Annotated in this window: 11 protein-coding genes and 1 pseudogene; 6 read left to right on the top strand and 6 right to left on the bottom strand. The window is 46.4% G+C overall.

Translation table 11 applies throughout. The features are described 5' to 3' along the window. Positions 1–9 precede the first annotated feature (9 nt). From kdgD to glnK, 3 genes are all read right to left on the bottom strand, one after another. Positions 10–936: a 5-dehydro-4-deoxyglucarate dehydratase gene (gene kdgD / locus QF06_RS00185; protein ID WP_003246372.1), complete on the bottom strand. Its 927-nt coding sequence runs from the start codon at positions 934–936 to the stop codon at positions 10–12. 227 nt (positions 937–1163) lie between these two features. Next, positions 1164–2108 carry a glutamine utilization two-component system response regulator GlnL gene (gene glnL / locus QF06_RS00180; RefSeq protein WP_041850656.1) on the bottom strand — a complete coding sequence of 315 codons (945 nt, stop codon included), beginning with the start codon at positions 2106–2108 and terminating at the stop codon, positions 1164–1166. Between the two features lie 10 nt (positions 2109–2118). Continuing rightward, positions 2119–3351, bottom strand: coding sequence for a two-component system sensor histidine kinase GlnK (gene glnK, locus QF06_RS00175; RefSeq protein ID WP_072692859.1), 1233 nt, complete (start codon positions 3349–3351; stop codon positions 2119–2121). Positions 3352–3651: 300 nt separating this feature from the next. Here glnK and QF06_RS00170 point away from each other — a divergent pair, with 300 nt between their 5' ends. The 4 genes from QF06_RS00170 (at position 3652) to mmuP (ending at position 8703) form a co-directional block, all read left to right on the top strand. After that, a complete protein-coding gene (locus tag QF06_RS00170) occupies positions 3652–4635 on the top strand; it encodes a glutaminase (protein ID WP_032724836.1) in 984 nt (327 codons plus the stop codon). Between the two features lie 22 nt (positions 4636–4657). Beyond that, on the top strand, positions 4658–6094 hold the full coding sequence (locus QF06_RS00165) for an alanine/glycine:cation symporter family protein (RefSeq protein WP_043940041.1): 1437 nt from the start codon (positions 4658–4660) through the stop codon (positions 6092–6094). A 128-nt stretch (positions 6095–6222) separates the two neighbouring features. Beyond that, a complete protein-coding gene (gene mmuM, locus QF06_RS00155) occupies positions 6223–7170 on the top strand; it encodes a homocysteine S-methyltransferase (protein WP_041850655.1) in 948 nt (315 codons plus the stop codon). Positions 7171–7290: 120 nt separating this feature from the next. Further along, positions 7291–8703: an S-methylmethionine permease gene (gene mmuP, locus QF06_RS00150; RefSeq protein WP_009966441.1), complete on the top strand. Its 1413-nt coding sequence runs from the start codon at positions 7291–7293 to the stop codon at positions 8701–8703. 36 nt (positions 8704–8739) lie between these two features. On the opposite strand, the gene QF06_RS00145 is transcribed toward mmuP, so the two are convergent. The 3 genes and pseudogenes from QF06_RS00145 to gamR form a co-directional block, all read right to left on the bottom strand. Beyond that, a complete protein-coding gene (locus QF06_RS00145; protein WP_019712566.1) occupies positions 8740–9810 on the bottom strand; it encodes a branched-chain amino acid aminotransferase in 1071 nt (356 codons plus the stop codon). A gap of 209 nt (positions 9811–10019) precedes the next feature. Then, a pseudogene (locus QF06_RS20745) lies at positions 10020–10299 on the bottom strand (DUF1648 domain-containing protein). Positions 10300–10332: 33 nt separating this feature from the next. After that, entirely contained in the window at positions 10333–11040 is a 708-nt protein-coding gene (gamR, locus tag QF06_RS00140; RefSeq protein WP_041850654.1) for a transcriptional regulator GamR, read from the bottom strand. 218 nt (positions 11041–11258) lie between these two features. On the opposite strand from gamR, the gene nagB reads away from it, so the two are divergent. Both nagB and ptsG read left to right on the top strand, forming a co-directional pair. After that, positions 11259–12008 carry a glucosamine-6-phosphate deaminase gene (nagB, locus tag QF06_RS00135; protein WP_032724821.1) on the top strand — a complete coding sequence of 250 codons (750 nt, stop codon included), beginning with the start codon at positions 11259–11261 and terminating at the stop codon, positions 12006–12008. Between the two features lie 20 nt (positions 12009–12028). Beyond that, positions 12029–13924: a glucose-specific PTS transporter subunit IIBC gene (ptsG, locus tag QF06_RS00130; RefSeq protein WP_032724820.1), complete on the top strand. Its 1896-nt coding sequence runs from the start codon at positions 12029–12031 to the stop codon at positions 13922–13924. Positions 13925–13975: the final 51 nt, after the last annotated feature.

Raw genomic sequence — 13975 nt, 5'->3', positions numbered from 1 at the left:
TTTTTCTGGTCAAACCGTCGCGGCTTTTTTCGGAAAACGGTCAGCCGCCTGCTTCAAAATTGCTTCCAATTGCTGATAATGATCTTTTTCAACCGGGCCGACAGGCGGTCTGGCTGTATTCCTTACATTCAAACCCATGATTTCCATACCGGCTTTAATCAAGGATACGGCGTAGCCTTTTCGTTGTTTGCGAATGTCGTTGATCGGCAGAATCACATGCCGATAGAGTTCCTTCACAAGCTCGTCATTTCCGTTTTTCAATGCATCATAGAACATTCGCGAAATATGCGGGATATAATTTGAAATCGCTGAAGAGTAAGAGTGGAACCCGATCGGCAGATATGCCGGCATCGTCACTTCAGCCATCGGCATTCCGTTGAGCCATCCCAAGCGGTCGCCGATCGTATAGACGAGGTTGATATTCAAATCCATATTTCCTACCCCGTCTTTGACACCGACAAGCTGTTCACATTCGGTCAGACGTTTGATCTGTTCAACAGAGAGAACTGCGTTATCGCGCTGATAAAGAATCGCGTTCAAGTCAGTGCTTTCAATAATCGTTTTCGCATACTGGTACAGCCCCTCCTGTTCGCCATGCACCAAATACGGAGGCAGAATCAAGTAGCCGTCGGCGCCTTTTTTCTCCGACAGCTGCGCCCAATCAAGCGCTGTGCTGAGGTTGCCGCCCACCCCCGTGTAGACCGGCACCTTTCCTCCGGCTGCCGAGACTGCGACTTCCACCATTTGCTCATATTCCTTCTGGCTGAGAGATTGGAATTCACCAGACCCGCAAGCGATAAATATCGCTTCCAAGCCCTCATTCAGCAAAAACTCAATGTTTTGAAAAAGAGCTTCTTCCTCCAGTTTTCCTTGTGTGTTAAAAGGAGCAACCGGAAAACCTAAAATTCCAGCGGGTGCTTTTCTGATACGGCTCATCAACATAACCTCCTGTTATTTGTGTATACAGCCTCTATCTGTAAGCGCTTTTATTAATTTTTCTTTCACATCCGCTCCTTCCCCATATATCCTTTTGTTTAATTGTAAGACAAATAAACAATAAGTCAATATCTTTATTTTCTGATATTTTATAAAAAAGCGGCAAATCACTGTCCGGCCGGGATTCTGCGCAGCAAAAAAACAGCCTGGTCAGCCGGCTGTTTGGTTTATATCCTTCTTTGTTTCATCGTCTCATGCAAAAGCTTTGCTTCCAAAAAAAACACGTGGATGAATTTTTTCATATTTATTCTAGCAGGTGCAAGGGGTTTTGCATCCTTGGATTGGAGTTCTTTCATTTTCTGGCTGACAACCGGAAAATCAAAGAATTTCGATGCATAGGTTTCAAATTTTGGATTCGAAAAATCAGTTGTGCCCAGTGAAGCAAAATGGTGCAGCGAATGAATAATCGCTCTGCGGATACGCTGCTCCGAGGCTTTCATTTCGCGATTGACGTCCGTTTGTGAGGCCCCTGTCCCCAGCTTCCGTACCGCTACTTGGGTGAATATTTGTTTTAACGAAGGGCTTTGTTTTTCGTGCGGCTCGGATTGCTCGTGTTCTGCTAAATACTGCAGGACCGCCATGAGATCATGTGCGCCGCCTTCTCCCATCATGCCCAGCTCGGACAACAGGAATGTTCCTGCCTCTTTTAAACCGCTGTCACTCTTCTGCTGGGGACGCGCTTTCCGTTCAGTCCGATTGACAAGCCGGCTTAGAGAATGCTGGATGGCTCCAATCGAGTGTTCAAGCTCGATCCGCTCCTTCACCTTTTGGAGAACCGTGACAATTTCAATGCGGTTAATCGGCTTATGGATAAAATATTCGATGCCGAGCGAGTACGCTTCCCCGACCATTTCCTTCGCCTCCACTTGAGAGATCATTACGATTTTGCCGGAGTACGTATTCTGGATCTGACGAATCGTCTCAATGCCGTCTCTTCCGGGCATTAACAGATCGATTAATAAAATATCAATCTGCTTAAATTGCAGCATATGCCCTTCCACTTGGCTTCCGTCGTCAGCTTCACCAGCAGCTTCCCCGAGATCTTCGTCCTCAATGATCTGCCTTAAAATTGACCGCACCGCACGGTCATCATCTGCAATAAAAAAACGCATAGCTTTCGGTTCACCCTTTCTGAATCAAATGCCGGACAGGCAGCCTGATGGCAAACACCACTCCCCGCTGCTGATTATCAAACGTGATATCCCCTTCTAGCTCTGTCACGATTTCCTTTACGTAGGAAAGTCCGATACCTGTAGAAGGCGTGCCAAATTCGTCATATTTTGAAGTAAAGCCCGGGTCAAACACAATGTCTCCGATTTTCTCGGAAATCCCTGGGCCATTGTCTTCCACCTGGAATTCTACCATACTCTCATTTGGCTTACGGAGCCTCAGGCTGACCATTCCCTCTTCATCCATAGCCTCTACCGCATTTGCTGTTAGATTATTAATGATCGAAAGCACGATAAATACGTGATATTCGTCATGCTCTCCCTCGATCGAGCAGTAAAAATCAATCTGCTTCCCTAGTGCTTCAGCGTACTTTTCATTCATTCGAATCACGAGCTGCAGCAAATCAGAAGCCCTCATATAATCTCTCAAACTCTCATTCGAAATCAGTTTTGAAAGCCCTGCGAATATCCGCTGGTTGTCCTTTTTCACTTCATGAATTTCTCCGGCCAGTCTCAGGATTCTGCCGCTCAGCTGAACATCCTTGCCCTTCATTTCCCGATAGAGCTGATACGAATCGTTTGTCACTTTCTCTGTCGTTTTCAATGTCTTTTTTAGGTGCACCGTTTCTTCATATAAATTGGAAACGATCATCAGCATGTGCTCGTGCTGCTGCCTTGTCTGTTTTTCTCTCGATTGTGTTTCATATAGCTTCAGCACACTATAAAAGCTCATCACAATAAATGTGTGAGAAATCGCAATCACCGCAATGTCAGTGATTTTCTCAGGCGTGACAACCGTATGAAAAATGAGAAATTGCACAGCCAGCTCGACACAATCTGACACAACTTCAATCATAAACCCAATGAAACCGAGCATAATCGGCCGTTCACGGAAACGATTGGCCTTTAATATGGAAAACAGACAGGCATAAGTCATATAAAAGAAAAAGCCAGACGCTTGATCATACAGAATCGGAGTCAGTCCATTGTGTCCTCCGCCCCATAATTCCAGAAAGACGCGAAAGATGAAAACAGCCGCTCCAGTCAGAAAACCCGGCAGCACAGCGGGCACATGCCGCAACAATGATAAAAAGAAGAAAAAAACCGGTGCCCCAAAGCTGACCCGGAATTCTTCATTGAGGGGATAAAATTTCAGTTCACCGGCCAGCGGCACCGTAATCAGCATGAGGGCCAATATATATCCGTCTTTTTCAATAAACCGTTCCAGTTTTATGTTGATCACATCCTCGCTTTTAATTTTGGGGAATCGGGAGAAAACCTGCAAATTGCTTTTGACCCAGAACATGAGGTTTTTATAAATCTTACTGCTTATTTTCAAAATGTTTTTGTCGTATTTTGTATGATTCTGTAGTCTCCATTATACAGTAATTATACCTTCCGCTATTATGAAAGCGTTTAACGCCCCCTTAGCCTTCGTTTTGATACACCTCAGTCCTTTAAGAAAAAATCAGTGAGGAGGAATTCGATGAAAGAATTGATAAAAGAGCACCAGAAAGACATAAACCCGGCGTTACAGCTTCATGATTGGGTTGAATACTATCGCCCTTTTGCCGCCAATGGACAAAGCGCAAACTATATCCCCGCTTTAGGAAAAGTCAATGATTCACAGCTCGGCATCTGTGTATTGGAGCCTGATGGAACGATGATACACGCCGGCGACTGGAACGTCTCTTTTACCCTGCAAAGCATTTCAAAAGTGATTAGCTTTATTGCCGCCTGCATGAGCCGCGGCATTCCCTATGTGCTTGACCGCGTAGATGTCGAGCCGACAGGTGACGCCTTTAATTCAATTATTCGGCTCGAAATCAACAAGCCGGGAAAGCCCTTCAATCCCATGATCAACGCGGGCGCCCTCACCATCGCTTCGATCCTTCCCGGAGAATCGGCATACGAAAAGCTCGAGTTTCTTTACTCGGTGATGGAAACTTTGATAGGAAAACGGCCGAGAATTCATGAGGAAGTATTCCGTTCTGAATGGGAAACCGCCCACCGCAACAGAGCGCTGGCCTACTATTTAAAAGAAACAAACTTTTTAGAAGCTGACGTAGAAGAAACACTTGAGGTGTACTTGAAGCAATGCGCTATGGAGAGCACCACAGAAGACATTGCGTTGATCGGCCTGATCCTTGCTCATGACGGGTATCATCCGATTCGACGCGAGCAGGTGATTCCAAAAGATGTGGCAAAATTGGCCAAGGCATTAATGCTGACGTGCGGCATGTACAACGCTTCAGGCAAATATGCGGCGTTTGTCGGCGTGCCGGCCAAAAGCGGCGTCTCCGGTGGCATCATGGCGCTGGTGCCTCCAAGTGCCAGAAGAGAACAGCCTTTTCAATCCGGATGCGGCATCGGCATTTACGGGCCTGCCATTGATGAATACGGCAACAGCCTCACTGGCGGTATGCTGCTGAAGCATATGGCGCAGGAGTGGGAGCTCAGCATTTTTTAAACATGAAAAAAGAGGTGATTGTATGCAGCAAATCCTGGAACATATCGTCGGTATTGCAAATGATCTTTTGTGGTCAAAGCTATTAATTGTTTTGCTCCTTTCTCTGGGAATCTATTTTACGTTCAGGCTTAAGTTTTTACAGGTTCGCATGCTGAAAGAAATGGTCAGGGTATTAAGAGAAGGTGCTGCTTCCCGGTCAAAAAACAGCATTTCTCCGTTTCAAGCCTTTTGCATCAGCATGGCGGCCCGTGTCGGAACGGGAAATATTACGGGCATTGCCATCGCCATTGCACTCGGCGGGCCCGGTGCAATCTTCTGGATGTGGATTATCGCTATTATCGGATCAGCATCCAGCTTTGTGGAAAGCACACTGGCTCAGATTTATAAAGTAAAAGATGTAAACGGCTTCCGCGGCGGGCCGGCGTATTACATGGAAAAAGGGCTGAACAAAAGGTGGATGGGCGCGCTGTTCGCTGTGTTAATCCCCTTATCGTTCGGTATCGTCTTCAACTCGGTTCAATCCAATACAGTCAGCCTTGCCTTTGAAAACGCGTTTGGCACAAACCGCCTGACATTGGGACTCATTTTAATTGCTGTATTCGGCACGATTATTTTTGGCGGAGTCAAGCGCATTGCAAAGCTGGCTGAATCCATTGTCGTCGTATTGGCTGTCCTGTATATTGGAGTTGCGTTTTTCGTCATTTTCTCCAACATTACGCAGCTGCCAGGTGTGCTTGCGCTAATCGTGAAAAATGCGTTTGGTTTTGACCAGGCCGCCGGCGGGGCTTTGGGCGCGGCACTCATGCAAGGCGTCAGACGGGGAATCTTTTCAAACGAAGCGGGAATGGGAAGCGCACCGAATGCCGCTGCCACCGCCACAACAAGCCATCCCGTCAAACAGGGGCTGATCCAAGCTTTTGGTGTACTGACAGATACACTGGTCATTTGTACAAGCACCGCCTTTATCATCCTGTTTTCGGATGCCTACCATACTCCGGGTCTGAGCGGAATCGCCTTGACACAAGCCTCTCTCAGCTCCCATGTCGGATCATGGGCATCAGGCTTTCTCGCCATTCTGATTTTGTTATTCGGATTCTGTGCTTTAATCGGAAACTATTATTATGGCGAAACCAATATCGGCTTTTTGAACAAAAGCAAAAAACTGATTTTTGTCTACCGTATCGGCGTGCTGGCAATGATCGTGTTTGGCTGTGTTGCCAAAGTCCAGCTCGTCTGGGATCTTGCTGATTTGTTCATGGGTTTGATGGTCGTCGTGAATTTAATCGCGATTTTCTTACTATCAAAGGTCGTTTTTACGGCGCTGAAAGACTATACACGCCAGAAGAAAGCAGGCAAGGATCCGGTCTTTTATAAAGATGTGCTCAAAAACCATAATGGCATTGAGTGCTGGCCGGTTTCAGACACAAAGACTGACACGCACAACAAACAAATATCATAAGAAAAGGGTGTTCAGACATATGGGCTGAACACCTTTCTCTTTTTGCGTTTATTGACAAACACGTAAGCCTCCATTACGATTTTCATATCTTTTTCAAAAAAATCTGAAAGAAGGCATCGGTACATTCTATGAATCCTATCCAACACATATTAGATACATACCCGCTTATTGTGCTAGACGGCGCCATGGCGACCGAGCTTGAACGCAAGGGCTGTAATTTGAATGACAGTCTGTGGTCGGCAAAAATCCTGATGGAAGAGCCAAATCTGATTAAACAAGTACATACTGATTATTTCGCGGCAGGCGCCGATTGTGCAATCACTGCCAGCTATCAGTCTACATTTGAAGGCTTTGCCGCACGCGGGCTGAGCGAAGCGGAAGCACGCCGGCTCATCGAGTTGTCCGTCAGCATCGCAACTGAAGCACGTGATGAATTTTGGTCGCTTGAAGAGAACCGTTTGAATCGGCCAAAACCGATCATTGCGGCTTCTGTAGGCCCTTATGGCGCTTATCTTGCAGACGGGTCTGAGTATCGCGGCAACTACGCAATATCAGAAGATGAACTGATTGAATTTCATCGCCCCCGGATGAAGGCACTGATTGAAGCCGGAGCTGATGTTTTGGCATGCGAAACGATTCCGTGTCTGACTGAAGCCAAAGCGATTGTTCGGCTATTGAAGGAATTTCCTGAAACGTATGCATGGATCAGCTTCAGCGCTAAAGACGGCCTGCATATCAGTGACGGAACACCTGCAGCTGACTGTGCATCGTGGCTTGATGGACACCGCCAAATTGCAGCACTCGGCATCAACTGCACGCCGCTTCAGCATATCCCTTCCTTGATAGAGGAGTTAAAAAAGAACACGTCAAAACCGATCATTGTCTACCCGAATTCAGGTGAGCAATATGATCCGGAAACAAAAACGTGGAACGGCGCAGCATGCGCAGAATCTTACGGGGCGAGCGCCCGCACCTGGCATGAAAAAGGAGCGAGGCTGATTGGCGGCTGCTGCCGGACAAAACCCGAAAATATTCAAGAAATTGCGGCTTGGGCCCGCTCTTTAAAAACAACTTGACTTATCGGAATAGTTTGTATATTCTAACTTAAAGCCGGTTCGCCGGAGTCTCGTGTCACTTTCTGACATGAGATTTTTTATTAGGAAGGAAATAAATCGCTGATAGAAAGTTGGAAAAAGATGAACTCTGCCCACAACAAGAATGAGACAACCTTTCAGAGAAGTATGAAAAGCCGGCACCTCTTTATGCTTTCCTTGGGAGGTGTCATCGGAACCGGGCTGTTTTTAAGCTCAGGTTATACCATTCAGCAAGCAGGCCCGGCCGGAACGATACTCGCCTACTTAGTCGGGGCCGGCATCGTCTATCTGGTCATGCTATGCCTCGGTGAGCTGTCAGTCGCCATGCCTGTGACCGGCGCCTTTCACACCTATGCAGCCAAATACATAGGGCCGGGCACCGGATTTACGGTCGCTTGGCTGTATTGGCTGACATGGACCGTGGCATTGGGATCAGAATTCACAGCAGCCGGCCTGTTAATGCAGCGCTGGTTCCCCCATACATCGGTTTGGATGTGGAGTGCCGTCTTTGCGCTGTTCATTTTCTTGCTTAACGCATTTTCGGTCAAGTTTTTCGCTGAATCAGAATTTTGGTTTTCCAGCATCAAAGTATTAGCCATTGTATTATTTATTCTTTTAGGCGGCTCTGCCATGTTCGGCATCATTCCGATCAAAGGCGGAGAAGCCGCTCCGATGCTGTCCAACTTCACCGCGGAAGGCGGGCTTTTTCCAAATGGATTTGTCCCGATTTTGATGACGATGCTGTCCGTTAATTTTGCCTTTTCGGGAACGGAACTAATCGGAATCGCAGCCGGTGAAAGCGTTGATCCTGACAAGACGATACCAAAAGCGATTAAAACAACGGTCTGGCGTCTCTCACTCTTCTTTGTCGGAACAATTTTTGTGCTGTCAGGGCTGATTCCGATTCAAGATGCAGGTGTCATCAAAAGCCCGTTTGTCGCTGTCTTTGACAGAGTCGGTGTACCATACGCAGCCGATATCATGAACTTTGTTATCCTAACAGCGATCCTGTCAGCGGCTAATTCCGGACTCTACGCTTCTTCCCGGATGCTGTGGTCTTTATCAAAAGAAAAAACGCTTCATCCGACATTTGCAAAGCTGACGTCAAAAGGAACCCCTTTTAACGCGCTGGTGTTCAGCATGATCGGCGGCATTCTGTCGTTGCTGTCCAGCGTATTTGCGCCAGACACTGTATACGTTGTGCTCGTGTCGATTTCCGGTTTTGCCGTCGTTGTCGTGTGGATGGGTATCGCTGCTTCTCAATTCATGTTCAGAAAACGTTATATCGAAGCGGGAAACAAGGTTACTGATTTGAAATACAGAACCCCTTTGTATCCGTTCGTGCCGATTGCCGCGTTCCTGTTATGCCTGGCTTCCGTTGTTGGCATTGCCTTTGATCCGAATCAAAGAATCGCACTCTATTGCGGCGTTCCATTTATGGCCATTTGCTATGCAATATATTATGTAAAAAACCGCAAAAGCCAGCCGGCTGCTGATATGACTCATTCAAAATAAAAAGAACCTGCCTCCGGGCAGGTTCTTTTTCAGTTTTCACACTTCCACTGTCCAGTTAAACGGGCCCTTCACCTTGCCAAGCTGAATATCTGTTATCGTTTCATACAGCTTTTTCGAGAGGTCCCCGATTTGCCCGTCGCCTACAATCACCGTTTTTCCATGAATATTGAGTTCACCGACAGGCGTAACGACGGCTGCCGTGCCTGTGCCAAAGACCTCTGTCAATTCTCCGCGTGCAGAGGCCGCATACACCTCATCAATCGATATTCTCTCTTCACGAACCGGAATGCCCCAGCTTCGAATCAATTCAATCGCAGACGCACGTGTAACCCCGCTTAAAATGCTTCCGCTTAAAGCAGGTGTGACAGCTTCCCCGTTTATGACGAAAAAGATGTTCATGCTCCCTACTTCTTCCACATATTTCTTTTCGATGGCGTCCAGCCACAGTACCTGGTCATAGCCCAGTTCATTCGCTTTCCGCTGTGCCTGAAGACTGGCGGCATAGTTTCCAGCCGTTTTTGCAAACCCGACTCCTCCGTTGACCGCCCGCACATACTCATCTTCGACATAGATTCTAACCGGCTTCAGCTGATCGTCGCCATAATAGGAGCCGACAGGCGAAAGCACGATCATAAATGTATAGCTCCTGGATGCCTTCACACCGAGACTCGGTTCTGTGGCAATGACAAAAGGACGAATATACAGTGACGTTCCTTTTTTCTTTGGAACCCAATCTTTCTCAAGTTCAACTAATTGCGTCAATGCCTCAAGCACCAGCTCTTCGTCTAAAGGGGGCATGCTCATGCGCTCACACGATCTGTTCAGCCGTTTGATATTTTGATCCGGACGGAACAGGAGCACCCTGCCATCCTCTGTTCTGTATGCTTTTAACCCTTCAAAAACAGCCTGGCCGTAATGAAAAACAGATGAAGACGGATCAAGCGTAAGCGGTGCGTACGGCGCAATTCTCGGATGATGCCATCCAATCCCCTCTTCGTAGTCCATCACAAACATATAATCTGTAAAATATTGTCCAAACCCCAAGGAAGACGGGTCGGGCTTTTCCTTATAATATACAGTTTTTTCTCGTTCAATAAGCTTATTCAATCTAATCAGCACACCTTTCGCATAATTGTTTAAATATTCAGTCTTTTTAAAGCTGCAAAAAGTATACAGCCTTTCCTTTAATAATACGCCGCTTCACACCTATAAATTTCAGAATATTCTTTAGGATCATCAGCTATTATACACCACATTCATTGTCAGATGAAGCTGAAATTAAAGAAAAACAGCCAGTTTTATTCTGGCTGTTTGATTTAGACCGCTAAACAAAGGACGACAATGTGGCAAATCAGCAAAATATACACTGCGAACACTAATTGCCAATTGATCTTCCGCGCCCATGCAAACACCACCATCAAAACAGGCAGCATCACAGTCCCCGCCAGCTTGTTAACCGTCAGATTCGGACTGTTCGCAACATCATAATGAATCGGCATCTGCGTCGGCAGAGAAGGGTAAAATAAATACTATTGAAAGGATGAATGCAGCAATCACTGCTCCCCACAGCACTTTTCCATTCGTCAATAAAAACATAGAACCACCATTCCCTTCTTAAAACACATTGCTTTATGAATGATATGACTGTTCTATGGTGAATTTCGTTCGGTCTCCCCGGGTAATAATTTGCGCATATTCCACCACTTCTTCATTTTTATCATAGGTAAGGGATTCTGATAAAAACGCAGGCGCTCCGACATTGGTTAATAAGTGGCCGCTGATCGTTTCATCCGTTAAAATCGGTTCGATCGATTCCGTGCCCCTGCTGATTTCAATATTGTATTTTGTCCTTAACAATTCAAACAGCGAGCCGGTGCATTCCTCCTGCACCAGCCCCGGTGCCGCCTTCCAGGGAATATATGAGGTATGATACTGCAAAGGTTCCCCCTCGGCGTATCTGACTCTGACAAGCTTGTTGACAGGTTCATTCTCTTTCATTTTCAAAAGCTCGGCAATGGAGTGATCGGCAGGAATCACAACAAGCTCAAGCACTTTTGATTCAGAACGAAGGCCTCTCATTTGTTCTGCAAAGCTCGTAATCTTATGCGGAATCGGCGTTTGTATTTTTGCCGCCGATACAAATGTCCCTTTTCCTTGAATTCTTTTAATATATCCCTCAAGCTCTAGCTGCTGCAGAGCCAGTCTCACAGTTGTTCTGCTGACATCATATTGTTCGCAAAACTCACTCTCTGTCGGCAGCTGATCATTCGCCTGATATTTGCCCGATTTAATTAACTCAATGATTTTAAACTTGATAACAGAATATAAAGCTGTCATTTCATTCTCCCCATTCTGTATGCAATCCGTTCTTTTTCATTGAGACCATAATACCATTTGCCATCCCAATATGAAAGATTTGTATCCTTCTTTTATAACAAATTTTCAGAAATTAATATTGACAGTTTAATAATGTTGGTGCTAAATTCGTAATGACAAGTATTATAAATTGGTCATAACAAATATGGTGCTTGTCTATCTCTTTGAGGGGGTGTCACATGAAGATTCTGATCGCCGAGCACTACGAAGAACTCTGTAAGTTAAGCGCTGCCATTATTAAAGAACAAATACAAGCTAAGAGAGATGCCGTTCTCGGCCTGGCAACAGGAAGCACACCGGTCGGCTTGTATAAGCAGTTGATTTCAGGCTATCAGGCAGGCGAAATTGATTTTTCAAAGGTTACTACATTTAATTTGGATGAATACGCTGGTCTCTCTCCATCTCATCCGCAAAGTTATAACCACTTTATGCATGAGCATCTATTTCAGCATATCAATATGCAACCTGATCATATTCATATCCCGCAAGGAGACAACCCGCAGCTTGAGGCGGAATGCAAAGTATACGAGGATCTCATCCGCCAAGCGGGAGGCATTGATGTCCAAATTCTCGGCATCGGCGCCAATGGCCATATCGGTTTTAATGAACCGGGATCTGATTTTGAAGACCGGACACGTGTTGTGAAGCTCTCGGAAAGCACGATACAGGCAAATGCCAGATTCTTCGGCGGCGATCCAGTGCTGGTGCCGAGACTCGCGATTTCAATGGGCATTAAAACCATCATGGAATTCAGCAAACATATTGTGCTTTTAGCAAGCGGCGAGGAAAAAGCAGACGCTATTCAAAAGATGGCTGAAGGTCCTGTCACGACAGATGTACCAGCCTCTATTCTTCAAATACACAATCATGTAACCGTTATCGCCGATTATAAAGCAGCTCAAAAATTAAAGATTGCACCATGCTCATAAAACAATAAAAGGAGACTGTCATGTTTAAAAAGGCATTTCAAATTCTGCAGCAGCTTGGCCGCGCGTTGATGACTCCGGTTGCCGTCCTGCCGGCAGCCGGTCTTTTGCTCCGTTTCGGAGACAAGGACTTACTGAACATCCCTATTATAAAGGATGCGGGCGGCGTTGTATTCGATAATCTCCCGCTGATTTTCGCCGTGGGGGTCGCGATCGGATTAGCCGGCGGAGAAGGTGTAGCCGGACTTGCCGCTGTCATCGGATACTTAATTTTAACCGTCACCCTCGACAATATGGGAAAATTACTCGGCCTTCAGCCTCCGTATGAAGGAGCCGAGCACCTGATTGATATGGGGGTTTTCGGAGGAATCATTATCGGGCTTCTCGCCGCCTATTTATATAAGCGATTTTCATCAATCGAGCTGCATCCGGTCCTTGGATTTTTCTCTGGAAAACGCTTTGTCCCGATTATTACTTCCGTCAGTTCATTGGTGATCGGTGTCATTTTCTCATTCGTTTGGCCGCTGATCCAAAACGGAATTAACGCAGCCAGCAGTTTAATTGCCGATTCAACAGTCGGCCTGTTCTTTTATGCAACGATCTATCGTTTGCTGATTCCTTTTGGCCTGCATCATATTTTTTATACGCCTTTCTATTTTATGATGGGAGAATACACAGACCCATCAACAGGCAACACCGTAACCGGCGACCTGACAAGGTTTTTCGCGGGAGACCCGACAGCCGGGCGCTTTATGATGGGGGATTTCCCTTACATGATTTTCTGTCTGCCGGCCGTTGCTCTTGCCATTATCCATACCGCGCGTCCGGAAAAGAAAAAAATGATCTCCGGCGTGATGATTTCTGCGGCGCTCACATCTATGCTGACCGGAATTACAGAACCGGTTGAGTTTTCTTTCTTGTTCGTTGCGCCCGTGCTCTATTTGATTAACTCTATTCTTGCCGGCGTCATCTTTGTCGTTTGTGATTTATTCCATGTCCGCCACGGCTATACGTTCTCAGGCGGGGGAATTGACTACGTCTTGAACTACGGACTGTCTACAAATGGCTGGGTTGTCATTCCTGTCGGGATCGTGTTTGCTTTCATTTATTATTATTTGTTCCGATTTGCGATTCTGAAATGGAATTTGAAAACGCCCGGCCGTGAGACAGATGAAGACGGTCAGAATGAGGAGAAAGCTCCAGTTGCAAAAGACCAGCTTGCCTTTCACGTGCTGCAGGCCTTGGGCGGACAGCAAAATATCGCTAACCTGGATGCATGTATCACAAGGCTTCGTGTGACCGTTCATCAGCCAAGCCAAGTCAGCAAGGATGAATTAAAACGGCTTGGTGCAGTAGGTGTGCTGGAGGTCAACAACAACTTCCAGGCAATATTCGGAACCAAGTCCGATGCCTTAAAAGACGACATCAAAACAATCATGGCCGGAGACGTCCCTGCCACCGCCGCCGCGCTGGACACGGTAACTGACAAACCGCTGAAGCCCGATTCCGGTGAGACCTTTATTTATCCGATTAAAGGAGAAACAGTCTCTTTAGGGGATGTGCCTGATCAAGTCTTTTCAGAAAAAATGATGGGCGAGGGATTTGCGATTATACCATCAGAAGGAAAAGTCGTTGCACCTGCGGACGGCGAGATCGTCTCGATTTTTCCGACAAAACACGCCATCGGCTTTATGAGCGCCGGCGGCACTGAAATCCTGATTCATGTCGGCGTTGATACCGTCAAACTGAATGGGGAAGGCTTTGAAGCACATGTCACAAGCGGACAAGCCGTCAAACAAGGCGAACTGCTTCTCACCTTTGATCTCAATTACATCAAGCAGCATGCCGCTTCAGCCATAACACCGGTTATTTTCACAAATACCTCTGAAGAAGATCTAAAGCACATTCAAATGAAGTAAAAAAGTCCCCCCTGCTGCGGGGGACTTTTTCGCCAACATAATGAAAGCGCT

It is taken from the genome of Bacillus sp. YP1, from assembly GCF_000877815.1.
Classification (GTDB): Bacteria; Bacillota; Bacilli; order Bacillales; family Bacillaceae; genus Bacillus; species Bacillus subtilis.
Note: the sequence above shows the minus strand (reverse complement) of the source record. Positions and strands in the feature narration are given on the sequence as shown.